Source organism: Superficieibacter sp. BNK-5, from assembly GCF_047456055.1.
Taxonomy (GTDB): Bacteria; Pseudomonadota; Gammaproteobacteria; order Enterobacterales; family Enterobacteriaceae; genus Superficieibacter.
The window spans coordinates 3,733,886-3,757,527 of the sequence record NZ_CP179893.1 but is presented as its reverse complement, the minus strand read 5'-3'; the positions used below and the strand labels follow the sequence as shown (position 1 = coordinate 3,757,527).

General features: G+C 52.3%; 22 protein-coding genes. 16 read left to right on the top strand and 6 right to left on the bottom strand.

Translation table 11 applies throughout. From position 1 onward, the window contains the following. The first annotated feature begins 71 nt into the window (after window positions 1–71). Window positions 72–782, top strand: a complete 711-nt coding sequence (locus tag ACMGGS_RS17940) for a YnfC family lipoprotein (protein ID WP_414163758.1) — start codon at window positions 72–74, stop codon at window positions 780–782. 14 nt (window positions 783–796) lie between these two features. Here ACMGGS_RS17940 and speG read toward each other — a convergent pair whose 3' ends face one another. Further along, a complete protein-coding gene (gene speG, locus ACMGGS_RS17935) occupies window positions 797–1,351 on the bottom strand; it encodes a spermidine N1-acetyltransferase (protein ID WP_176920787.1) in 555 nt (184 codons plus the stop codon). A 36-nt stretch (window positions 1,352–1,387) separates the two neighbouring features. After that, window positions 1,388–1,735 carry a DUF1283 family protein gene (locus tag ACMGGS_RS17930; protein WP_414163757.1) on the bottom strand — a complete coding sequence of 116 codons (348 nt, stop codon included), beginning with the start codon at window positions 1,733–1,735 and terminating at the stop codon, window positions 1,388–1,390. A 145-nt stretch (window positions 1,736–1,880) separates the two neighbouring features. On the opposite strand from ACMGGS_RS17930, the gene ACMGGS_RS17925 reads away from it, so the two are divergent. The 7 genes from ACMGGS_RS17925 (at window position 1,881) to ACMGGS_RS17895 (ending at window position 10,667) form a co-directional block, all read left to right on the top strand. After that, the gene (locus tag ACMGGS_RS17925) at window positions 1,881–2,207 is read left to right on the top strand and encodes a YnfA family protein (RefSeq protein ID WP_414163756.1); all 327 of its coding nucleotides are present in this window, start codon (window positions 1,881–1,883) and stop codon (window positions 2,205–2,207) included. Between the two features lie 108 nt (window positions 2,208–2,315). Next, window positions 2,316–3,530: a starvation-sensing protein RspA gene (gene rspA / locus ACMGGS_RS17920; RefSeq protein WP_176920784.1), complete on the top strand. Its 1,215-nt coding sequence runs from the start codon at window positions 2,316–2,318 to the stop codon at window positions 3,528–3,530. Between the two features lie 11 nt (window positions 3,531–3,541). Then, window positions 3,542–4,558: a Zn-dependent oxidoreductase gene (locus ACMGGS_RS17915; protein ID WP_414163755.1), complete on the top strand. Its 1,017-nt coding sequence runs from the start codon at window positions 3,542–3,544 to the stop codon at window positions 4,556–4,558. 53 nt (window positions 4,559–4,611) lie between these two features. Next, window positions 4,612–5,988 (top strand): MFS transporter, encoded by a 1,377-nt coding sequence (locus tag ACMGGS_RS17910; RefSeq protein WP_414163754.1) that lies wholly within the window; start codon window positions 4,612–4,614, stop codon window positions 5,986–5,988. Window positions 5,989–6,074: 86 nt separating this feature from the next. Next, the gene (gene uxaC, locus ACMGGS_RS17905) at window positions 6,075–7,481 is read left to right on the top strand and encodes a glucuronate isomerase (protein WP_414163753.1); all 1,407 of its coding nucleotides are present in this window, start codon (window positions 6,075–6,077) and stop codon (window positions 7,479–7,481) included. 27 nt (window positions 7,482–7,508) lie between these two features. Then, complete coding sequence (locus tag ACMGGS_RS17900) at window positions 7,509–9,053, top strand: MFS transporter (protein WP_414163752.1); 1,545 nt, start codon at window positions 7,509–7,511, stop codon at window positions 9,051–9,053. A gap of 150 nt (window positions 9,054–9,203) precedes the next feature. Beyond that, window positions 9,204–10,667, top strand: a complete 1,464-nt coding sequence (locus ACMGGS_RS17895) for a mannitol dehydrogenase family protein (RefSeq protein WP_414163751.1) — start codon at window positions 9,204–9,206, stop codon at window positions 10,665–10,667. Between the two features lie 50 nt (window positions 10,668–10,717). Here the strand turns inward: ACMGGS_RS17895 and ACMGGS_RS17890 are convergent, their stop codons facing one another. Further along, complete coding sequence (locus ACMGGS_RS17890; protein WP_414163750.1) at window positions 10,718–11,404, bottom strand: GntR family transcriptional regulator; 687 nt, start codon at window positions 11,402–11,404, stop codon at window positions 10,718–10,720. A gap of 88 nt (window positions 11,405–11,492) precedes the next feature. After that, a complete protein-coding gene (gene ydfG / locus ACMGGS_RS17885) occupies window positions 11,493–12,239 on the bottom strand; it encodes a bifunctional NADP-dependent 3-hydroxy acid dehydrogenase/3-hydroxypropionate dehydrogenase YdfG (RefSeq protein WP_414163749.1) in 747 nt (248 codons plus the stop codon). Between the two features lie 204 nt (window positions 12,240–12,443). Here ydfG and dcp point away from each other — a divergent pair, with 204 nt between their 5' ends. After that, complete coding sequence (dcp, locus tag ACMGGS_RS17880; RefSeq protein WP_414163748.1) at window positions 12,444–14,495, top strand: peptidyl-dipeptidase Dcp; 2,052 nt, start codon at window positions 12,444–12,446, stop codon at window positions 14,493–14,495. A gap of 54 nt (window positions 14,496–14,549) precedes the next feature. Here dcp and ACMGGS_RS17875 read toward each other — a convergent pair whose 3' ends face one another. Together ACMGGS_RS17875 and ftrA are read right to left on the bottom strand one after the other, a co-directional pair. Continuing rightward, window positions 14,550–14,792 carry a biofilm development regulator YmgB/AriR family protein gene (locus tag ACMGGS_RS17875; protein WP_276164982.1) on the bottom strand — a complete coding sequence of 81 codons (243 nt, stop codon included), beginning with the start codon at window positions 14,790–14,792 and terminating at the stop codon, window positions 14,550–14,552. A 281-nt stretch (window positions 14,793–15,073) separates the two neighbouring features. Then, window positions 15,074–16,078: a transcriptional regulator FtrA gene (gene ftrA, locus ACMGGS_RS17870; RefSeq protein ID WP_414163747.1), complete on the bottom strand. Its 1,005-nt coding sequence runs from the start codon at window positions 16,076–16,078 to the stop codon at window positions 15,074–15,076. A gap of 68 nt (window positions 16,079–16,146) precedes the next feature. On the opposite strand from ftrA, the gene ACMGGS_RS17865 reads away from it, so the two are divergent. From ACMGGS_RS17865 to urtE, 7 genes are all read left to right on the top strand, one after another. Next, on the top strand, window positions 16,147–16,557 hold the full coding sequence (locus ACMGGS_RS17865; RefSeq protein ID WP_414163746.1) for a rhodanese-like domain-containing protein: 411 nt from the start codon (window positions 16,147–16,149) through the stop codon (window positions 16,555–16,557). A 148-nt stretch (window positions 16,558–16,705) separates the two neighbouring features. Next, a complete protein-coding gene (locus ACMGGS_RS17860) occupies window positions 16,706–17,809 on the top strand; it encodes a cobalamin-independent methionine synthase II family protein (protein WP_414163745.1) in 1,104 nt (367 codons plus the stop codon). A 181-nt stretch (window positions 17,810–17,990) separates the two neighbouring features. Next, window positions 17,991–19,262 (top strand): urea ABC transporter substrate-binding protein, encoded by a 1,272-nt coding sequence (gene urtA, locus ACMGGS_RS17855; protein ID WP_414163744.1) that lies wholly within the window; start codon window positions 17,991–17,993, stop codon window positions 19,260–19,262. Between the two features lie 44 nt (window positions 19,263–19,306). Further along, window positions 19,307–20,881, top strand: a complete 1,575-nt coding sequence (gene urtB, locus ACMGGS_RS17850; RefSeq protein WP_414163743.1) for an urea ABC transporter permease subunit UrtB — start codon at window positions 19,307–19,309, stop codon at window positions 20,879–20,881. Further along, complete coding sequence (gene urtC / locus ACMGGS_RS17845; RefSeq protein ID WP_414163742.1) at window positions 20,881–21,954, top strand: urea ABC transporter permease subunit UrtC; 1,074 nt, start codon at window positions 20,881–20,883, stop codon at window positions 21,952–21,954. The genes urtB and urtC overlap by 1 nt, the downstream gene beginning before the upstream one ends. Next, window positions 21,954–22,751: an urea ABC transporter ATP-binding protein UrtD gene (urtD, locus tag ACMGGS_RS17840; RefSeq protein WP_176920867.1), complete on the top strand. Its 798-nt coding sequence runs from the start codon at window positions 21,954–21,956 to the stop codon at window positions 22,749–22,751. Before urtC ends, urtD begins: the two co-directional genes overlap by 1 nt. Before the next feature lie 9 nt (window positions 22,752–22,760). Continuing rightward, window positions 22,761–23,459 (top strand): urea ABC transporter ATP-binding subunit UrtE, encoded by a 699-nt coding sequence (urtE, locus tag ACMGGS_RS17835; RefSeq protein WP_414166308.1) that lies wholly within the window; start codon window positions 22,761–22,763, stop codon window positions 23,457–23,459. Window positions 23,460–23,642 lie beyond the last annotated feature (183 nt).

The following is a 23,642-nucleotide window of genomic DNA, read 5'->3' as shown; positions in this document are numbered from 1 at the left end:
CATAGCACAGGCAGTGTAAACGTCTGTATTTGCTATTATAATTAAGAAAGGTCCTGACTCAGGTAGATAACGTGAACAAATTACTGATTTTAATCCCCTTCGGCGCTTTGCTGGCAGGCTGTGACGAACCGGCCGCGCCGGTGGCATTTACTCCTGAGATGGCGGGCTTTTCCAGTGAATTCGATTTTGACCCCTTACGCGGACCCGTCAAAGAATTCAGCCAGACCCTGGTAGACGAGAAAGGTGAGGTCGCGAAACGCGTTTCTGCCTCCCTGTCCAAAGAGGGATGCTTTGACGTGCTGGAGCTGCATGACGTGGCAAACGACTCCGGCGTGGCGTTGATCCTTGATGCGAATTATTATCTGGATGCGCAAACGCATGAGAAAAAACTCCGCACCCAGGGCAAATGCCAGCTGGCGGAACTGCCTGCCGCGGGGCTGTCCTGGGAAACGAATGACAAAGGTTTTATAACCGCTGCGAAAGGGCGTGAGGTCCAGATACACTATCAATACGACGACGAAGGCTATCCGTTGGGCAAAACCTCTGAAGCAAAAGATAAACAGCTTAAAGATGAAATTAAACCGTCAGCCGATCCGCGCAAAAAAATGGATTATACCGCGGTAAGTTTGTTGAACGACAAGCCGTTGACCCGGGCGAAACAATCCTGTGACTACGATAGTCACGACAACCCGGTAAGCTGCAAATTACTGCTCACCGATGAAAGTGCCTCTCCTGCGGTAGAGACGCACTATACGATTAAATACACCACGCAATATTATTAAACCGACCGCGCAACTTATTGCGCGGTCGGTTTTAACAGCGTCTGGCCGGATGGCTTGTGGTTTTCCAGATATTCCTGCTGGAATATGCACATGCGGATGGTGTTGCGATACTCACCATTAATAAAAAATTCGTGGATTAACTCGCCTTCAATTCTGAATCCGAGCTTACGATAGATATGGATCGCTTTCTCATTTTCTTTATCGACGATCAGATAAAGCTTATAAAGATTTAATACGGTGAAGCCATAATCCATCGCCAGCTTTGCCGCACGTGAAGCCAGTCCTTTACCCTGATGTTCAGGCGAGATAATAATCTGGAACTCGGCCCGGCGGTGAACGTGGTTTATCTCCACCAGTTCAACCAGACCCACGTTATCGCCATTGCATTCAACGACGAAACGACGTTCGCTTTGATCGTGGATGTGCTTGTCATAGAGATCGGACAGCTCGACAAACGCCTCGTAAGGCTCTTCAAACCAGTAGCGCATCACGCTGGCGTTATTGTCGAGCTGGTGCACAAAGCGCAAATCTTCACGCTCAAGCGGTCGCAGTTTAATGACGTCGGTCATCAGAATTCCTTTCTTGTCATTGTTAATAAGGGAGACTTATGGCGTAACGACGCGACCGGTACGACGATCGAGACAGCGCAACGTATTCGGTTCCCAGTAGGCGTTCACATTGGCGCTCTGATGACATTTATCCTCGGCATCAAAGGCCACATCGGCTTTATCCCACTCTTTCTCAGCACGCTTATTGATCTTCTGGCGCAGCGTGCGGGTATCGTCCCACTGCTCTTTGTCCATGGCGGCATTTTGTCGGCTCTGGGCGCTGTCACCTGACTCAATCACCAGCTTGCTGGTTTCGGCATATACCGTGCCGGAAGCGGTATACACCACGGCGGCCAGCGCCAGCATGGCGGTCAGTCCCAGGCGTTTGCTCAGTGTCATTTTCATTGAGGAACCCTCTATTAGTACACGGAATAATATATTGCAGATTCTACGCTATCTCTCTCGAGTCGCCTACCCACAGAAAGTGTGTGAATATCCTCATCTGATTATGTCGTATGATGGTTAAACCACACCTCACTAAAATGGCTACATGTTAAAAACAACCCTTCTTTTTTTTGTCACTGCGCTGTGTGAAATCATCGGCTGCTTTCTTCCCTGGCTGTGGCTGAAGCGAGCGGCCACGCCATTATTGCTGATCCCGGCAGGTCTGGCGCTGGCGATGTTTGTCTGGCTTTTGACCCTTCACCCGGCGGCAAGCGGACGCGTTTATGCGGCTTATGGCGGGGTGTACGTCTGTACTGCGCTACTCTGGCTGCGGGTGGTGGATGGCGTAAAACTCAGCGTTTATGACTGGGCGGGGGCCTTAATCGCTCTGTGCGGCATGTTGATTATCATTGCAGGATGGGGGCGCGCCTGAGCGCCTTTTTTTGTGATCGGTGGCCGCTTTTTTGATCTTAATACTTGTATGGTAGTAGTTCAGGTGAGTAAATTCCCGGCATCACATACTGCGATGTAAGGGATACAAATGAAAATTGTTGGCGCTGAAGTCTTCGTTACCTGCCCTGGACGTAACTTCGTTACGCTGAAAATTACCACCGACGATGGCATCACAGGTCTGGGCGATGCCACGCTGAATGGTCGTGAACTGTCTGTCGCGTCCTATCTGAAAGACCATCTGTGCCCGCAACTGATTGGCCGCGATGCGCATCGCATCGAAGATATCTGGCAATTCTTTTATAAAGGGGCTTACTGGCGTCGTGGTCCGGTCACCATGTCGGCGATCTCCGCCGTGGATATGGCGCTGTGGGATATTAAGGCGAAGGCAGCCAACATGCCGCTTTACCAGCTGCTCGGCGGTGCCTCGCGCGAAGGCGTGATGGTCTATTGCCACACCACCGGTCATTCACTGGATGATGTGCTGGAAGATTATGCTCGCCACAAAGAGATGGGCTTTAAAGCCATTCGCGTTCAGTGTGGTGTGCCGGGCATGAAAACCACTTACGGCATGTCGAAAGGGAAAGGGCTGGCTTACGAGCCGGCGACAAAGGGCCAGTGGCCGGAAGAGCAACTGTGGTCCACGGAAAAGTACCTCGATTTTACCCCGAAACTGTTTGCGGCCGTGCGCGAAAAATTTGGCTTCAATGAGCATCTGCTTCACGACATGCACCATCGCCTGACGCCGATTGAAGCCGCCCGCTTCGGTAAAAGCATCGAAGACTATCGCCTGTTCTGGATGGAAGATCCGACCCCGGCGGAGAACCAGGAGTGCTTCCGCCTGATTCGTCAGCATACAGTGACGCCGGTTGCGGTAGGTGAAGTCTTTAACAGTATCTGGGATTGCAAGCAGCTGATTGAAGAACAGCTTATTGATTATATCCGTACCACCATAACTCACGCGGGTGGCATCACCGGGATGCGCCGTATTGCTGATTTTGCCTCTTTATATCAGGTGCGCACCGGCTCCCACGGTCCTTCCGATCTCTCACCGGTCTGTATGGCCGCCGCCCTGCATTTCGATTTGTGGGTACCGAATTTTGGCGTTCAGGAATATATGGGCTATTCGGAGCAAATGCTGGAGGTCTTCCCGCATAACTGGACGTTTGATAACGGCTATATGCACCCCGGCGATAAACCCGGACTGGGCATTGAGTTTGATGAAAAGCTCGCGGCGAAATACCCCTATGACCCTGCTTATTTGCCAGTCGCCCGACTGGAAGACGGCACATTGTGGAACTGGTAACGGAGTAAAATATGAAAAGCATCGTTGTTAAACAGCCCAATGATTTAGTCATTGAGGATCATCCGCTGCCGACGCCCGCCGCCGGAGAGGTGCGGGTACGGATTAAACTGGCCGGGATATGCGGTTCAGATAGCCATATTTACCGTGGTCATAATCCGTTTGCAAAATACCCGCGCGTCATTGGGCATGAGTTCTTTGGCATTATTGATGCGGTAGGTGAAGGGGTTGAACCGTCGCGTCTGGGACAACGCGTCTCCGTCGATCCGGTCATTAGCTGCGGTCAGTGTTATCCGTGTTCGGTCGGGAAGCCTAATGTTTGTACCTCGCTGGTAGTATTAGGGGTTCACCGTGACGGCGGCTTCAGTGAATACGCCGTAGTGCCAGCCAAAAATGCGTTTGCCATTCCCGACGCCATTTCCGACCGGCACGCGGTGATGGTCGAACCTTTTACTATCGCCGCGAATGTGACCGGTCAGGTTAACCCCGGCACAAAGGATATTGCGCTGGTTTACGGTGCCGGGCCGATGGGGCTGACCACCGTTCAGGTGCTGAAAGGGGTTTATAACGTCAGCCAGGTCATCGTTGTCGATCGTATTGATGAACGCCTCACGATGGCGAAGAAGAGTGGTGCTGATTGGGTTATTAACAATCGTGAGCACTCTCTGGCTGCCCAACTGGCGGAAAAGGGAATACAACCCACGCTGATTGTCGATGCCGCGTGTCATCCCTCTATTTTACAGGAAGCTATTTCACTGGCTTCGCCAGCGGCACGGATCGTCATTATGGGATTCTCCAGCGAACCTGCTGAAATTATCCAGCAGGGGATTACCGGAAAAGAAATCTCTATTTTTTCTTCGCGATTAAATGCGCATAAATTCCCGGTGGTCATCGACTGGTTAACCCAGGGGCTTATCGACCCGGAAAAACTCATTACGCATACTTTTGAGTATAACCAGGTCGTTGATGCTATTAATGTTTTTGAGAAAGATCAGCAGCGGTGCTGCAAGGTATTACTCACGTTTGCTTAATCATTATATCAATGCGGGCTAGTGGTACGCACCTTACCTTTTGAGATGCCAATATGACGCAAATTAAACATGAAAGAAGCACTAAGGATTTAGTTCGGGCCGCTTTATCCGGCTGGTTAGGAACAGCGCTGGAGTTTATGGACTTCCAGCTTTACTCCTTGGGTGCAGCACTGGTCTTCCATGAAATATTTTTCCCGGAGCAATCGGCGGCTATGGCGCTTATTCTTGCCATGGGGACGTATGGTGCGGGTTATATTGCGCGAATTATTGGTGCGTTTGTTTTTGGCAAAATGGGCGATACCATTGGTCGCAAAAAGGTATTGTTTATTACCATCACGATGATGGGGATCTGTACTACGCTCATCGGTGTACTGCCAACCTATGCGCAGATTGGTATTTTTGCGCCTGTGTTATTAGTCACCCTGCGCATTATTCAGGGACTGGGGGCTGGTGCAGAAATCTCGGGTGCCGGAACTATGCTTGCTGAATATGCCCCAAAAGGAAAGCGCGGGATTATCTCTTCTCTGGTGGCGATGGGTACCAACTGTGGAACATTAAGTGCTACCGCCATCTGGGCGGCAATGTTTTTCTTTCTCGACCGTGAGCAATTATTAGCCTGGGGCTGGCGAGTGCCATTTCTGGCGAGCGTGGTAGTCATGGTATTTGCCATCTGGCTCCGTCTGAACCTGAAAGAAAGCCCGGTATTTGAAAAAGTGAATGATACCGAACATTCTCCGGTTAACGCTCAGTCGCAGCAGACAACATTAGGCGCAATGTTTAAAAGCAAATCCTTCTGGCTGGCAACCGGGCTTCGTTTTGGTCAGGCCGGAAATTCGGGTCTGATCCAGACGTTTCTGGCCGGTTATCTGGTGCAAACGTTGCTGTTTGATAAGAGTATTCCTACAGATGCGCTGATGATCAGCTCAGGGTTAGGTTTCCTTTCTATTCCTTTATTAGGCTGGTTATCGGATAAAGTTGGCCGCCGCTTACCCTATATTTTGTTAAATATTTCCGCCATTGTTCTGGCATATCCCATGCTGGCTATCATTGTGGATAAAACGTATAGCCCCGGCGTAATTATGATGGCGCTTATTGTGATTCATAACTTCGCGGTACTGGGACTCTTTGCACTGGAAAATATTACCATGGCAGAAATATTTGGTTCGCGAAACCGCTTTACCCGGATGGCTATTTCGAAAGAAGCGGGTGGTTTGATTGCCGTTGGATTTGGCCCGGTACTGGCAGGGATTTTCTGTAACATGACGGGTTCATGGTTGCCTATTGTCGCCATGCTTATCATCTATTCGTTAATTGGCCTCGTTTCTGCATGGATGATGCCTGAGGTTAAAGATCGCGATTTAAGTATCGCTGAAGATGCCGCTGAAATTCAGGAAGCGGTAGAGGCGACCAACGCCCGTCATTATATTTGAAACTAAAAGGGCACTGTGTCAATAGTGCCTTTCATTCAGCATTACCTGGCTGTTTATTTACTATTCAGAGAGGTATGGAGAATACTATGCGTTTTATTAATGATCGCTTTATGATCACCAACGAGCCTGGCCTCGAACTTTATCAACAGGTTGCTAAGCATCAGCCGATTATTGATTACCATTGCCACCTCGATGCCAAAGAAATTTATGAAAACAAGACCTTTGATAATATCACCCAACTGTGGCTTGCGGGAGACCATTATAAATGGCGAGCCATGCGGGCTAATGGGGTAAGCGAAGCACTGATTACCGGAGACGCTTCGGACGAAGAAAAATTTCAGGCCTGGGCGCAAACGGTGGAATCTTGCTTTGGCAATCCGCTCTATCACTGGACGCATCTGGAACTGAATTTTTATTTTGCCTGCGACAAAATGCTCGATAGCCATAACTGGCGCGAGGTGATGGAGACGTGTAATCGTCGCTTGCAGGAAGATGAATTTAAGCCGCAGGCGTTAATTTCACGATCCGGCGTCGAGGTCATTTGTACCACCGACTCACCGCTGGATTCATTACACTATCATCGGCTACTGGCCAACGATAATACGCTGACCTTTAGAGTGTTGCCGACGTTCCGTCCGGATGAAATGTTCGATGAAAATCCCGCAACCTGGTCAGCTTTTATTGCAAAGCTCGCGGAACTGACCGACAAACAGATTTCGTCCCTTGATGATTTCGAGGCCGCGATTGCCCGGCGGATTGATTTCTTTCATGAGGTTGGATGCCGTATTTCCGATCATGGGCCGCTGGACATCAATTATGTGCCAGCCGAGAAAGCGCAGGTAGCGAGCCTCTTCGCGAACAAACTCAATGGCGATACGCTAAGCGTGAATGATCACGCCATTCTCAGTAGCGCAATGTTTATTCTGCTGGCGAAACAGTATAAAAAACGCCGCTGGGCAATGCAGATTCATTTTGGCGCGATCCGCAATAATAATAGCAAAATGCGTGAAGCCCTGGGCATTAACACCGGCTTTGACTCGATTAACGATCAAGTCAATCTCGCCTCCAGCCTTAATCGCTTACTGGATGCAATGGCCCAACAGAATGCCCTGCCTAAAACCATTCTTTATAACCTCAACCCCATCTATAACGATATTGTGGCAACTACCGTTGCCAACTTTCAGTCAGCAGACGAAGGAGTTAAGTCGCCAATCCAGTTTGGTTCAGGCTGGTGGTTTAACGATACCCGCCGCGGAATGGAAAGCCAGCTTAATTCTCTGGCCGATCAGGGATTGCTGATGAATTTTGTCGGCATGCTGACGGATTCGCGTAGCCTCGTGTCCTACACCCGGCACGATTATTTCCGCCGTATCCTGTGCAATCTCATTGGTGGGTGGGTTGAACGTGGTGAAGTTCCAGATAATAAAGACATACTGACCCGTATGATAAAAAATATTTGCCATGACAATGCTGAGAACTATTTCAAATTTTAATTAGATAGCTTCCGATGAGGATAGAACATGACGCGCAAAAATAAAAAAATAACCATACCGGTAAGTATCGGTTATGGCCTGACCGATATTATGGGCGGTGGGGCCTTCACGGTTATTGGTGCCTGGTTATTATTTTTCTATACGACGTTTGTCGGCCTTTCTCCCGTTGAGGCCGCGTCTATCGTGGCCATCGCCCGTATTGTGGACGCGATTGTCAGTCTGTTTATGGGAAGTTTTACCGATCATTTCTACAAGAACGCGTTAGGCAAGAAATTTGGCCGCCGCCGTTTCTTTTTGTTGATCGGGGCGCCATTAATGCTGGTCTATACCTTACTATGGCTGGATGGCATGGGTTACGGTTTCTATCTGGCCGTATACCTGGCGTTCGAAGTCATTGCCGCCATGGTGCTTATCCCATGGGAGACATTGCCCTCAGAGATGACTAAAGACTTTAACTCGCGGACTAAACTCTCGACCTGCCGCATGTTTCTGTCGGCCACTGGCACCTTCCTTGCCACCTTTATTCCGGGTCTGCTGATCAGTCACTTTGGTGAACATAATGCTAATGCCTATATGATTAACGGGGTGGTGTTTGCGGTACTGTTTATGCTCTGCGTATTTATTTCATGGAAAGTGACCTGGGAGCGGGAATTAACGCCAGAGATGCTGGCCGAACTTGAAAGCAAGGCTGCGCCGAAAACGTTCGTGGAAAACATGCGAATGGTTGGCGGCTTATTTAAAGATTACGCCTCAACGCTGAAAGTCAGGGCGTTCAGAAAACATCTGGCTATCTACCTGTTTTCCTTTACCGGTAAAGATGTTTACAACACGGTATTCGTCTTTTTCTGCGTCTATTGCCTGAATGTCTCCTCGGCATTTGCGGGCAGTTTGTTATCCATGAGTATTGTCGGCCTGCCGGTAACATTATTAGCCGGTCTTGCCATTATTAAATTCGGTCCGTCACGCCTGTATGTCTTTGCCTACAGCGTCATGCTGCTATGTCTGCTTGGCTTTTTCGTCGTCTATCAATTCCCGGCATGGAATACCATCCCGACGCTGATTGGGCTGGCAGCGGTTTATCAGGTTGGGCGCTGCGTTCTGGAATTCACGCCGTGGAACGTCTTTCCGTTCATTCCTGATATTGACGAAATGATCACCCGCCAGCGTCGGGAAGGGCTGTTCGCCGCCGTGATGACGTTCTCCCGTAAAACGACGGTTGCCATTGCCACCTTTGTGGTCGGCGTGCTGTTACAAAGCGGAGGCTATGTAAAAGGCAGTCAGGTACAGCCGCAGGAAGCCATTACGATGATCGCCATCCTGCTGTTTGCCGGGACGGGATGTCTGCTGGTCATCGCATTGTGGCAGGCGCTGACTTTCCATCTTAATAAGCAAACGCACAAAATCTTCGTTGATGAAGTTGAACGTCTGAAAGCGCATGGCGCGAAGCAAGATGTGGATCCACAAACGCGGCGGATTGTCGAAGATCTTACCGGTTATCGCTACGAGCAACTGTGGAACGATCCCTCGCAGGTGGGTGTTGTATCTGCGGCAAATCTGTCCAAAGCCAATTAATACCTGGTAGCATCGGAAGACATTTTCGATGCTGTCACACACGTTTTGTTTTTTGTTATACCAATTGCAGCGAGTTTAATACAAATCAAAGTATCCGCTGCACCGGAGGGTAATCTGGTGCAGTAAAATCATCCCTAAAGCGAGTTAAATATGGAAAACGAACTCTTAAAAGCGAAAGCCACTCTTCCGGGTTACGATCGCAACACACTTGTACCGCGTATCGTTCATCTCGGTTTTGGTGCTTTTCATCGTGCTCATCAGGGCGTTTACGCGGACATCCTGGCTTCAGAACACGGCAGCAACTGGGGCTACGTTGAAGTTAATTTAATTGGCGGCGAGCAGCAGGTTGCCGATCTCAAACAGCAGGACCATCTTTACACCGTCGCGGAAATGTCGGCCGATGCCTGGACCGCCCGCGTTGTCGGCGTAGTAAAAGAAGCGCTGCACGCTCAGGTTGACGGGCTGGAAACCGTACTGGCAAAAATGTGTGAGCCGCAGATTGCCATCGTGTCGTTAACGATTACCGAGAAAGGATACTGCCACTCTCCGGCGACCGGAAAGCTGATGCTCGACCATCCGCTGATTGTGGGCGATCTGCAAAACCCGCACCAACCGAAATCAGCGGTCGGGGTGATTGTTGAAGCCCTGGCGCGCCGTAAAGCGGCCGGGCTACCGGCATTCAGCGTGATGTCCTGCGACAACATGCCTGAAAACGGCCACGTCATGCGTAACGTGGTTTGCGCGTATGCTCGGGAAGTGGATGCCGGGCTGGCCGGGTGGATTGAACAGCATGTCACCTTCCCGTCAACAATGGTGGACCGTATCGTTCCGGCGGTCACGTCGGATACGCTTAATAAGATTGAGCAACTGACCGGCGTGCGCGATCCGGCGGGCGTGGCCTGTGAACCATTCCGTCAGTGGGTGATTGAAGATAACTTCGTGGCAGGGCGTCCTGAATGGGAAAAAGCCGGTGCGGAACTGGTGGCCGATGTGCTGCCGTTCGAAGAGATGAAACTGCGTATGCTTAACGGCAGTCACTCCTTCCTCGCGTATCTGGGCTATCTTGCCGGCTATCAGCATATCAATGACTGTATGGAGGATGATAATTACCGTCTTGCCGCCCATGCGCTAATGCTCCAGGAGCAGGCACCCACGCTGAAAGTGCAGGGCGTCGACCTCAAACAGTATGCCGACAGACTGATTGAACGCTACAGTAATCCGGCGCTGCGCCACCGTACCTGGCAAATCGCCATGGACGGTAGCCAGAAACTGCCGCAGCGGATGCTGGACTCCGTGCGCTGGCATCTGGCGCACCAGAGCCGCTTTGATCTGCTGGCGCTGGGCGTGGCAGGCTGGATGCGCTACGTGAGCGGCGTTGACGATCAGGGCAACCCGATTGAGATTTGCGATCCGCAGTTAGCGATCATTCAGGAAGCGGTGAACCGTAGTGAAGAGGGGCTGGCGCGTGTTCAGGCACTCCTTGGCATTGAGGCGATCTTTGGTAAGGCACTGCCGGATGACAGTGAATTTGTCAGCGCCGTAACGCAGGCTTATCAAATGCTGCTGGAGAAGGGCGCGAAAGCCACCGTGGCACAGTTTGTGGCTAATCACTAAACGTCATCAGGGCCGGGCGGAACCACGCCGTCCGGCCGATCTTTTTGCGATCAATCTTCGCTAAACCAGTCGCGATTTTCCTGACGAATCAACTGTACGGAACCGCTAATTTCCTGCAAGTGCAGCGCCATCGCGTTTTCAACCGTATCGGCATCGCGTTGCTGGAGAGCGGCAAAAATGTCAAGGTGCTGACGGAGGAGCATTTCCGGCGGGGAAACATGATCAAGACTCATGTAACGCACCCGGTCAATTGTCGCTTTGATATTTTCAATGGTATCCCACGCCAGTTGACAGTCTGCGATCAACGCCAGCTTCTGATGAAATTCATCATCAAGCAGAAAAAAATCGTTGAGCTGCTTACGCTCAATGGCGATTCGCTGCTGATGCAGATTTTGCTCAAGCTGCCAGAGTTGTTCATCATTGATCATCCCTGCCGCGCGCCTGACAACGGCGCACTCAATCGCCTGGCGGACAAAACACCCGTTCCGCACCTGGGAAAGTGAGATCTTGTTGACGTAACTGCCGCGCTGCGGACGGATCTGGATAAGACCATTTTCTGCGAGTTTAATGAAGGCTTCACGCACCGGCTGACGAGAGACATCGAAGCGGACTGAAATTTCTTTCTCGGAGAGCGGCGTGCCGGGCGCAATCAGGCAATGCACGATATCCCGGCGTAAAATCCGGTAGATCTGCTGATTAACGGGCTGTGTAGGGTTCAGTTGGGTCTCGAAGGTCATTCATTCTTACTTTTTAGACGATTAACCAGTTGATTTTACCACCACTTCGCTATTTTCAATACCCGGCCTTGCGGCCGGGCAATAAAAATTAACCCCGATGGACGCTTAATCCGGCATACGTCTGGCTAACCGGCATCATTTCAAGGGTATTGATATTGACATGCTTCGGCAGCGTGGCGACCCACCATACCGCTTCAGCGATATCTTCCGCAGACAGCGCGGTAGTGTTTTCGTAGGTTTTATCCGCTTTCGCATCGTCGCCTTTAAAGCGCACATTGGAAAACTCGGTGCCACCTACCAGCCCCGGCTCAATGTTAGTCACGCGAACCGCCGTTCCATTAAGATCGGTACGTAAGTTGAGGCTGAACTGGTGCACAAATGCCTTCGTTGCCCCGTATACGTTTCCTCCCGCATAAGGCCAGCTACCGGCCGTGGAGCCGAGATTGATCACATGCCCACGGTTGCGCTCGACCATGCCGGGCAGGACGGCGCGCGTCATATACACCAGCCCCTTATTATTGGTATCGATCATATTTTCCCAGTCTTCGACGCTAGCTTTGTGCGCAGGCTCCATGCCAAGCGCCAGTCCGGCGTTATTGACCAGGATATCGATGCCGCGCCATTCTGCGGGCAGAGACGCGAGTTTCTCGTCGATTGCCGCCCGATCGCGGACATCCAGTTGCAGTGGATAAATGGCGTCGCCAAGCTCTTCTTTCAGCGCCTGAAGACGCTCCTGACGGCGGCCGGTAGCAATTACTTTATGTCCATTCTCAACGAAACGGCGCGTAATGCTTTCACCAAACCCCGCCGTTGCGCCTGTTACCAGAATAATCATCTCACTGTTCCTCAACGCTTTTTGTGTTGTATAACCTTAACATGCGTTCCCGGTTTGCGGGAAACCGAAGTTAAGTGTGGCAAAAAAGTGCCGCTAACGTTTGGATAGATGACGCATCCACGTTATTTTTGTGCGAATGTCTAATGAAGCGTGGTGTATCAGCGAAATGCCTGGTCTGAACGGTCAGGTTTTCAGGAGAAAGTGATGTCGTTAAACAATCCGTTTTTTAATGTGAGCACCTTGCCTTATCAGGCTCCTCGTTTTGATGAAATCAGGGAGGCGCATTATCGCCCGGCCTTTGATGAAGGACTACGCATTAAGCGCGAAGAAATTGAGGCTATCGCGCAAAACCCGGCGCCAGCAGATGTCGAGAACACCTTTGTGGCGCTCGAAAAAAGCGGCCTGCTGTTAGGGCGGGTGACCCACGTTTTTTTCGCCATGTCCCATGCCCATACTAACGATACGCTGCAACTGCTTGATGAGCAGTTTTCCGCTGAACTGGCAGCGCTGGCGAACGATATTTATCTTAATGATGCCCTTTTTCAACGTGTGGAACATGTCTGGCAGCAGCGCGAGTCGCTGGCGCTGGATGATGAAACCCGCCGTCTGGTTGAGACGACCAGGCAGCAGTTTGTCCTTGCGGGCGCAACGTTGGGTGAGGCAGATAAAGCGGCGTTAAAAACGCTCAATACCGAAGCGGCTACCCTGACCAGCCAGTTTAACCAGCGTCTGATGGCGGCAAATAAAGCCGGGGGATGGGTGGTTGAATGTGAGCAACAGCTTGCGGGGCTGACTGCGGATGCGATCGCCGTGGCGGCGGATGCCGCGCGTGAAAAAGGGCTAACCGATCGCTGGTTATTACCTCTGCTAAATACCACTCAGCAGCCTGCGTTAGCGGCATTACGCGATCGCGAAGCCCGGGAGCAGTTGTTCAACGCGGGCTGGACCCGGAGCATAAAAAATGACGAAAATGATACCCGGTCGCTGATATTACAGCTGGTCGAGATTCGGGCCAAACAGGCTAAACTCGTCGGTTTCGACGATTACGCCAGCTGGAAAATTGCCGATCAAATGGCGAAAACCCCGGCGGCCGCGCTGGCGTTCATGCGTAAAATCACCCCTGCGGCGCGAGCGCGGGCAGAACATGAGCACTCCGCCATCCAGCAGGTTATCGATAAGCAGAACGGCGGCTTTCAGGCGCAGGCATGGGACTGGGATTTTTATGCCGATCAGGTCCGGCAGGAAAAATATGCGTTTGATGAAGCGCAGGTCAAACCTTACCTGGAACTGAATACCGTGCTGCAAGAGGGCGTCTTCTGGACCGCGTCGCAGCTTTTTGGCATCCGTTTTGTCGAGCGTTTTGATATCCCCGTTTACCATCCGGATGTGCGCGTCTGGGAAATCTTCGATACCAGTGGCGAAGGGCTGGCGCTATTTTACGGCGATTTCTTTGCCCGCGACTCCAAGAGCGGCGGTGCATGGATGGGTAACTTCGTTGAACAGTCGACGTTACTTAATACCCAGCCGGTGATCTACAACGTTTGTAACTATCAAAAACCAGCGGCAGGTCACAGCGCGCTGATTTCCTGGGATGACGTGATTACGCTGTTCCACGAATTTGGCCATACGCTTCACGGCCTGTTTGCGCGTCAACGTTACGCCAGCCTGTCAGGCACTAATACCCCGCGTGATTTTGTTGAGTTTCCCTCGCAGATTAACGAGCACTGGGCGACGCATCCGCAGGTATTTTCCCGTTTTGCCCGTCATTACCAAACCGGTGCGTCAATGCCGGAAGCATTACAGGCCAGCATGCTACAGGCGACGCATTTCAATAAAGGCTATGAAATGACGGAACTGCTCAGTGCGGCATTGCTCGACATGAACTGGCACCACCTCACCGCAGATAATATCCCTGAATCGGTAGATAATTTTGAAACGGCGGCGATCCGTCAGGAGCATCTGGATCTCCCCGCCGTCCCGCCGCGCTATCGCAGCAGTTATTTTGCGCATATTTTTGGTGGTGGCTATGCGGCAGGCTATTACGCCTATCTGTGGACGCAAATGCTGGCCGATGATGGCTACCAGTGGTTTGTCGAACAGGGCGGTCTGACGGCGCAAAATGGTCAGCGTTTTCGTGAGGCCATTTTATCCAGGGGAAACAGCGCCGATCTGGAAATGTTGTATCGTCAATGGCGGGGAAATGACCCTCTTATTGAACCGATGCTTAAACATCGTGGTTTAAGCGAGCAGAGATAAAAGAAAAACGGGCGCCAGCCCGTTTTGTTTATCTGTCCGGTAGGCTGACTTACGTTAAATATCGTCAGGCGTATTCAGTACAACCATTTCTAATGCGCTACGGTAGATATCCAGTTTGACGATATCTTTTTCTGTTTCAAGCCGGACCACCAGCTCCAGAATGATATCTTTATTATTAACAGCGGTTTTTCTGGACAAGAGATCCTGCATAATCTCAGAAATGACTTTTTGCCCGGCATCATCATGGTTATAACCAAACGACAGCGGGGAACTCTGGTCGACTTCTTGTATTGGCATGTTTTATGTTGCACCGTGCATAGTTAACGATAGTGGAAAGTCGGGACTCTTAATCTCAACGGTTTTAAACTAGTCACAAACCTGCAAATGTACAAATTCAAACGCAAAAATATTTTTAAATGCTCAAATAAATAACAACACATTAACTTTTTTAATGCATTCTACGTATGCGGGAGACAGCCGGTGCGCAGAAAAGAAAAAAGTGAGTAGATAAATACCGCAATAATCGACCTGTCTTTTTTCTCACTCTTCTTATTTTTGTGCCAGAAGGCAAAGCGCCATTATTGAGTAACGCGACGGTTTTCTTTACGGAATTGGGTCGGTGATAGCGCAAAATGCTGGCGAAAGTGCTGACGTAATACACTGGCACTGGCAAACCCGGTCAACTCTGCGATGGTCTCAATGCTGTGCTGGCTATGCATCAGGTGCTCCTGAACACAGCGCAGGCGCTCACGCAAAATCCAGCGTGCGGGAGTGGTGCCGGTCGCAAGGGCAAACCGGCGTAGCAGGGTTCGGGGACTCATGCCTGCCCGCTGTGCCAGAACCTCCAGACTGTGCCTCTGTGCCAGATTCTGATGTAGATAATCAAATAGCTGGCCCAGCGACTGACTTTCACGGGCGCTGGCGACGGGGCGAGCAACAGTTTGCGCCTGGGAGCCGTCACGGTGGGGTTGGATCACCAGTCGACGTGCAACACTATTAGCCATTTCCAGACCGTAATCCTCACGTACTACGTGTAAACAAAGATCGATACCTGCCGCGCTGCCCGCCGAGGTCATAAGGCGCTGCCCGGCGACGTAAAGCACATCATTCACCACCGTGATATCCGCAAAACGCTGCTGGAGGATCTGCGTATAGCGCCAGTGGGTCGTCGCTTTCAGCCCCGAGAGCAATCCTGTCGCCGCCAGGACAAATACGCCGGAGCAGATCGATATTATCCGACAGCCGCGCGCGTACGCCTGGCGTAGTGCATCAATGAGCGTCGTTGGTACCGGAGAATCAATGCCACGCCAGCCGGGAATGATAATGGTGTCCGCCTGCGCCAGTAAATCCAGTCCGCCATCGGCCATGATACGGATGCCTCCCGTGGCACGCATTTCGCCGCTCTCGGCTGCCGCCACGGCAAACTGATACCAGTTATCACCAAATTCCGGGCGCGGCAGGCCAAAAATCTCGACCGCCACGCCAAATTCGAACGTGCAGAGGCCATCATAGGCGAGGACGACCACGCGCCGTGGCGTGAGTGGGGAAGGCAATGTTGTCATTTTTACGGCGCTTTCTGACATGTTGATGAGCGGTTTTACCGGACAGACTCTGGTTAAATCATTGTTAACATAAACAAGGAGAACACGCTATGAGTTACGTTACTGATTATCCTGCGGCTGCCCCTGAGGAAGCCGCTGCCTGGTTTTCCCGTCGCCTGAGCCTTGAAACAGACTGTTCGGACGTTCATGAGGCGATAAGCCAGCATCAGCAGGACTTTGTTTTACTCCACGTGATTGGCTGCCAGGCGCACTTTGACCAAAAACATCTGCCGGGTGCAGTACATCTTCCTCATGCGCAAATTAATGTGGAAACATTAGCGCAGTGGCCGACAGGGACATTATTTATCGTGTACTGTGCCGGACCACACTGTAATGGTGCCGATAAAGCTGCGCTCAGGATTGCCCGACTGGGCCGACCGGTGAAACTGATGCTCGGCGGCATGACCGGCTGGCACGATGAGGGTTTTGCATTTGAAGGTGATTCACAGCAGGCTACATGAATTAATTTCATGCGCCGTGAAATTTTCTCCTTTGCGAAGTGATAATAACTATGTCATCTTTTGGACATATAGCCATCCAGAAGTCTAAAACTTCACATGCTGAATTATCACTGTGGGCAATGAATTGCCCACAGCTAAAGGAGAAAATATGTCACAGCAACATGGTCCGTACCGCGCAGATATCGTCGGCAGCTTTTTACGTCCGGACAGCATCAAACAGGGGCGTCAGCAACTGGCGAGCGGCGATATTACCATCAGCCAGCTTCGCGAAATAGAAAACGACGCCATTCGCCATGTGGTACAGCAACAGTGCGAATGCGGTTTGCATGTGGTCACCGATGGTGAGTTCCGTCGCGCCTGGTGGCATTTTGATTTCTTCGATGGATTACAGGGCGTGGAGCGTTACGATTCCGATAAAGGCATTCAGTTTAACGGCGTACAGACTAAAGCCCACGGCGTGCGCGTGACCGGGAAACTGGCATTTGGCGATCACCCGATGCTGGAAGATTTTCGCTATCTGAAAAGCATCAGCGGTAACGCTGAGCCAAAAATGACCATCCCGTCGCCAAGCGTCCTGCATTTCCGCGGCGGGCGTAAAGACATTGATGCCAGCGTTTATCCCGATCTGGCCGATTACTTCGCTGACCTGGCAACCACCTGGCGCGATGCGATTCAGGCATTTTACGCGGCGGGATGTCGCTATCTACAGCTTGATGACACCGTCTGGGCGTATCTGTGCTCAGACGATCAGCGCCGTCAGGTGCGTGAACGTGGCGAAGATCCGGATGAGCTGGCGAAAATCTATGCAGGGGTGCTGAATAAAGCGCTGGAAGGCAAACCTGACGATCTGACGGTGAGCCTGCACGTTTGTCGTGGTAACTTCCGCTCAACATGGATTTCAGAAGGCGGCTACGAGCCGGTAGCGGAAATCTTATTCGGCACGGTGAATGTGGATGCATTTTTCCTCGAATATGATAACGATCGCTCCGGTGACTTTGCGCCGCTGCGCTTTATTCGTCCCGGTCACCAGCAGGTTGTTTTGGGCTTGATCACCACCAAAAACGGCGAGCTGGAAGATCCTGAAGGAATAAAGGCGCGTCTCCAGGAAGCGGCGAAATATGTGGATTTAAAACAGATCTGCCTTAGCCCGCAGTGTGGATTCGCCTCCACGGAGGAGGGCAACTCGTTGACAGAACAGCAGCAGTGGGACAAAGTTCGTCTGGTAACGGATATTGCCGCCCAGGTCTGGTAACCTTCTGCGACACAGCGTTGCACTGTAATAATGCAGCGCTGTGCCACAATAATGCTCTCCACGCGCTGTACTGCCTCTTTACTTCGATTCCCGCGATAAAAACACACCTGGCATCTTTTTTGCCTGATCTCTCCTGAACGCTTTCGTCGACCTTTGTCATTTGAATATTCAGGAGTGAATTATGCAACGTCGTACCCTGTTAAAAGCTTTTGCGCTCTCCGCCTCCGTCGTCAGCATGGGGATGACCTTTAGCGTCTACGCTGCCGACACCATCAAAGTCGGCATTATGCATTCGCTCTCCGGCACCATGGCGATTTCTGAAACGCCGCTCAAAGATGTGGCGTTGATGACCATTGATGAGATCAACGCCAAAGGTGGCGTGTTGGGCAAAAAACTGGAGCCGGTGGTGGTCGACCCGGCATCTAACTGGCCGTTGTTTGCAGAGAAAGCGCGGCAATTGTTAACCCAGGATAAGGTCGCGGTGGTGTTTGGTTGCTGGACGTCCGTCTCCCGCAAATCAGTATTACCGGTATTTGAAGAACTCAACGGGCTGTTGTTCTATCCGGTGCAGTATGAGGGCGAAGAGATGTCGCCGAACGTCTTTTACACCGGCGCGGCTCCTAATCAGCAGGCCATCCCGGCCGTGGAATACCTGATGAGTGAAGATGGCGGCAGCGCTAAACGTTTCTTCCTGCTTGGTACTGACTATGTTTATCCACGAACCACCAACAAGATCCTCCGCGCGTTCCTGCATTCAAAAGGCGTGCAGGATAGCGATATCGAAGAGGTGTATACCCCGTTTGGGCATAGCGACTACCAGACTATCGTTGCCAATATTAAAAAATTCTCGGCGGGCGGCAAAACGGCGGTGGTGTCCACCATCAACGGGGATTCCAATGTTCCTTTTTACAAAGAGCTGGCAAACCAGGGGCTGAAAGCCACCGATGTGCCGGTCGTGGCGTTCTCCGTGGGCGAGGAAGAACTGCGTGGCATTGACACCAAACCGCTGGTGGGCAACCTGGCGGCGTGGAACTATTTTGAATCCTTCAATAATCCGGCTAACCAGAAATTTGTCGCGGACTATAAGGCGTGGGCTAAAGCCCGTAAACTTCCCAATGCCGATACCGTGGTGACTAACGATCCGATGGAAGCCACTTATGTGGGTCTGCATATGTGGGCGCAGGCAGTTGAAAAAGCAGGGACCACCGATGTTGATAAAGTGCGCGAAGCAATGGCCGGGCAAACCTTTGCCGCGCCGTCGGGCTTTACGCTGACCATGGACAAAACCAACCATCATTTGCATAAACCGGTGATGATTGGCGAAATCGAAAACAACGGTCAGTTCAATGTGGTATGGCAAACCGACGCGCCGGTCCGCGCCCAGCCGTGGAGTCCGTTCATTCCTGGAAACGACAAAAAATCCGACAGCCCGGTTAAAGCAGGCGGGCAATGATTTTTAGCCCTCCTCACGGAGGGCGCGTTTCGGGAGAACGGGTTATGAACGTTATACGTATTATGTGCTGTTTGTTATTACTGGCAGGGATACTGCCACTGAGCGCACAGGCGGCGGATGCCGATGATTTTGTTGCCGCCAGCCGATCCGCGCAGGCAACGTTGCTGGAAACGTGGGCGGCGGAGCCGCAACCACAGCGGATCCCTTTTCTGCGCGCGCTGGCCGCAGAAAATCTGAATATAGACGGCGGGCGTCATGCTTTTGCGCTGGAGAACGGCCAGCCCGTAGCGTTGAATGGAACCTCAACGCCAGAGGGTGGACTTAAAAAGGTCCGTCTGACAAACCGGTTACGTAATCTGGCGGCGGCGGCACTGGCTACACATCTGTTAATAAGTGACAACGTCACGGAAAGACTGGCTGCGGCAAAGACGCTGCGTCGTGATGCGCAGCCATCAATGTTACCCATGCTGACGCAGCGTAAAGCTCTGGAAAAAGATGACGAGGTCAAAGAGCAACTGACCATTGCCCTCGCCAGCCTGCAACTTACTAGTGCCGATGCGGCGGTACGTCGCAATGCTGCAATAGCGTTAGGCAGTTCATCCGATCCGGAAACGCAATCGCGCCTTACCCCGTTTACCGATATTCACACTGAACCCGATGTCAGCGTTCGTGAGGCGGCCATAGACAGCATCGCGCAAATTAAGCAGCGCCTGATTCTCGGCGAGATCCTGGGACAAGCCTTTATGGGATTGTCGTTGGGTTCTATTTTATTGCTGGCGGCCCTTGGCCTGGCGATCACCTACGGTCTGCTTGGCGTCATCAATATGGCGCATGGCGAAATGCTGATGCTCGGCGCGTACAGCACCTGGCTGGTACAGCAGGCGATGGCGCAGTTTGTGCCGCAGTGGCTGGCATTCTATCCCGTTGTGGCACTGCCGGTGGCCTTTGCCGTGACGGCAGGGATGGGAATGTTGCTTGAGCGCACGATAATCCGCCATTTGTACGGGCGTCCGCTGGAAACGTTGCTGGCGACATGGGGGATCAGCCTGATGCTTATCCAACTGGTGCGTATGTTGTTTGGCGCACAGAACGTCGAGGTTGCCAACCCCGGCTGGCTGTCGGGCGGGATCCAGGCATTGCCTAACCTCATCCTGCCATGGAACCGGGTGGTGGTACTGGGATTTGTGCTACTGGTGCTGTTTTTCACCTGGCTTATTCTCAATAAAACGCGGCTGGGCATGAATGTGCGGGCGGTAACGCAGAATCGTGCGATGGCGGCATGCTGCGGCGTGCCCACCGGGCGCGTCGATATGCTGGCCTTTGGCCTGGGATCCGGTATTGCCGGGCTGGGTGGCGTGGCGCTCTCACAGCTTGGTAACGTCGGGCCGGAACTGGGACAGGGCTACATTATCGACTCTTTCCTGGTGGTAGTGCTTGGTGGTGTCGGCCAACTGGCGGGCAGCGTTGTCGCGGCGTTTGGTCTGGGGATCTTCAATAAAATCCTCGAACCGCAGATGGGCGCGGTGCTCGGTAAGATCCTCATTCTTGTTGTCATCATTTTGTTTATTCAGAAACGGCCGCAAGGGCTGTTCGCCCTAAAAGGGAGGAGCATTGACTAATGAGCCAGCCTTTGACGCTTACTCTGGCGCAAAAAGCGCCTGTTACGCTGCGTATTGTCGGCGGGATCCTGATTGCCGGATTGCTGATTTTACCGCTTCTGGCGCTGTTGCCTGCCAGCCATCCGCTGTTTCTGTCGACATGGATGCTGACGCTGATCGGCAAAATACTCTGCTATGCAGTCGTCGCTGTGGCGCTGGATCTGGTTTGGGGCTATGCCGGATTACTGTCACTCGGGCACGGGATTTTCTTCGCCCTCGGCGGCTATGCAATGGGAATGTATCTGATGCGTCAGGCCGCCGGTGACGGGCTTCCCGCGTTTATGTCGTTTTTGTCGTGGAATGAATTGCCGTGGTTCTGGTGGGGAACGCAGCATTTCGCCTGGGCAATGATGCTGGTGGTACTGGTGCCGGGATTGCTGGCGCTGATATTCGGCTACTTTGCCTTTCGCTCGAAAATTAAAGGCGTCTACTTTTCGATTATGACTCAGGCGCTGACCTTTGCGGGCATGCTGCTGTTCTTTCGTAATGAAACCGGGTTTGGCGGCAATAACGGGTTTACCGGCTTTACCACGCTTCTTGGTTTTCCGGTAACGGCAACGTCCACGCGAGTCGCCCTGTTTTTAGCGACGGTGCTCCTGCTGCTGCTGTCACTGGCAATTGGCTATGCACTGGCAAAGAGTAAGTTTGGCCGGGTACTTACCGCCGTTCGCGATGCGGAGAACCGGCTGATGTTTTGCGGGTACGATCCACGCGGCTTTAAGCTGCTGGTCTGGACATTGTCCGCCGTCCTCTGCGGACTGGCAGGCGCACTGTATGTTCCACAGGTCGGCATTATCAACCCCGGCGAGATGTCGCCCACTAACTCGATTGAAATGGCGATTTGGGTCGCGCTCGGGGGGCGAGGAACGTTAATTGGTCCGGTACTGGGTGCCGGGCTGGTTAATGGCGCAAAAAGCCTGTTTACCGTTGCCATGCCGGAGTACTGGCAGGTATTTCTCGGCCTGATATTTATTCTGGTCACCCTGTTTTTACCCCGTGGCGTCATTGGCCTGCTGCGCAGAGGAGATAAATGATGCAACCTGACGAAGGACTTTTTACCCGCCAGCTTCCGGGAGACCGCTTCCGCGACCAGACCGATCCGGTGCTGCAACTGAAAAATATCAACGTTAACTTTGACGGGTTTCAGGCACTGACCGATCTGACGCTGAACATCGGCGTCGGCGAGTTGCGCTGCGTGATTGGCCCTAATGGGGCAGGTAAAACGACCCTGATGGACGTGATCACCGGCAAAACGCGCCCGCAAAGTGGTTCTGCGCTTTACGATCAGTCGCTGGAACTGACTCGTCTGGATCCCATCGAAATTGCGCGTCGCGGCATCGGGCGTAAATTTCAGAAGCCGACGGTATTTGAAGCATTAACGGTCGCGGAGAACCTTGAGCTGGCGCTAAAAACCGATAAGTCGGTACTGGCGACTCTGCGCGCAACATTAAGTGGTGAGCAGCAGGACCGGATCGATGAAATTTTGCTGCTGCTCCGGCTAAGCGCAGAGCGTCATCGTCGCGCCGGACTCTTGTCCCACGGGCAAAAACAGTTTCTGGAGATCGGGATGCTGCTGGTGCAGGAACCGCACCTGCTATTACTGGATGAACCTGCCGCCGGGATGACCGACGCCGAAACCGACTATACCGCCGAGCTTTTTCGCCAACTGGCAGGGAAACATTCACTGATGGTAGTCGAACACGACATGGGCTTCGTTGAAACTATCGCAGACAGGGTCACCGTGCTGCATCAGGGGCAGGTGCTGGCTGAGGGATCGCTACGTGAGGTCCAGCAAAATGAACAGGTTATTGAAGTCTACCTCGGACGCTAAGGAGCGATGATGTTACAGGTTAACGATTTGCATCAATATTATGGCGGAAGTCATATCCTGCGGGGTGTCAGTTTCACGGCCCAAACCGGTGAAATTACCTGTCTGCTGGGGCGCAACGGGGTAGGTAAGACCACGCTGTTAAAATGTCTGATGGGGCTTATTCCGGCGCGCAGCGGCTCGGTCGTCTGGCAGGATCGCCAGATCACCAGCCGCAAACCGCATCAGCGCGTGCAGTCCGGTATTGCGTATGTGCCGCAGGGACGTGAAATATTCCCCCGTCTGACGGTGGAGGAAAATCTGCTGATGGGGCTGTCCCGCTTTCCGGCGCGTCATGCACGGACGGTTCCCGATGATATCTACCACCTCTTTCCGGTGTTAAAAGAGATGAAACATCGTCGCGGTGGCGATTTGTCCGGTGGGCAGCAGCAACAACTCGCCATCGGTCGGGCGCTGGCAAGCCGCCCGCAGTTGCTCATTCTCGATGAACCGACGGAGGGTATCCAGCCATCAGTGATTAAAGAAATTGGTGTGGTGATTCGTGAACTCGCCCGTCGCGGCGATATGGCCATTTTGCTGGTGGAACAATTTTATGATTTTGCCGCCGAACTGGCGGACAGCTACCTGTTAATGTCCCGCGGCGCTATCGTGCAACAGGGCCGGGGAGTGAACATGGAAGCCGAAGGCGTACGGGGAATGGTGGCAATTTAAAAGGGTGCGCATGTTATTGCCTCCGTGCAAAGAAGAGACTAACATCCGATTGTTGGGTTCGGACGTTGGCCTCAGGTGGATAGAAATATCTCCTGGGGCTTTCATCTTTCCGAACTCCGACAAGGCCTGAGACCGGAAAGCCTCAAGCACCCGCCGTGTATTCTATGCTTCGATAACGTCCGC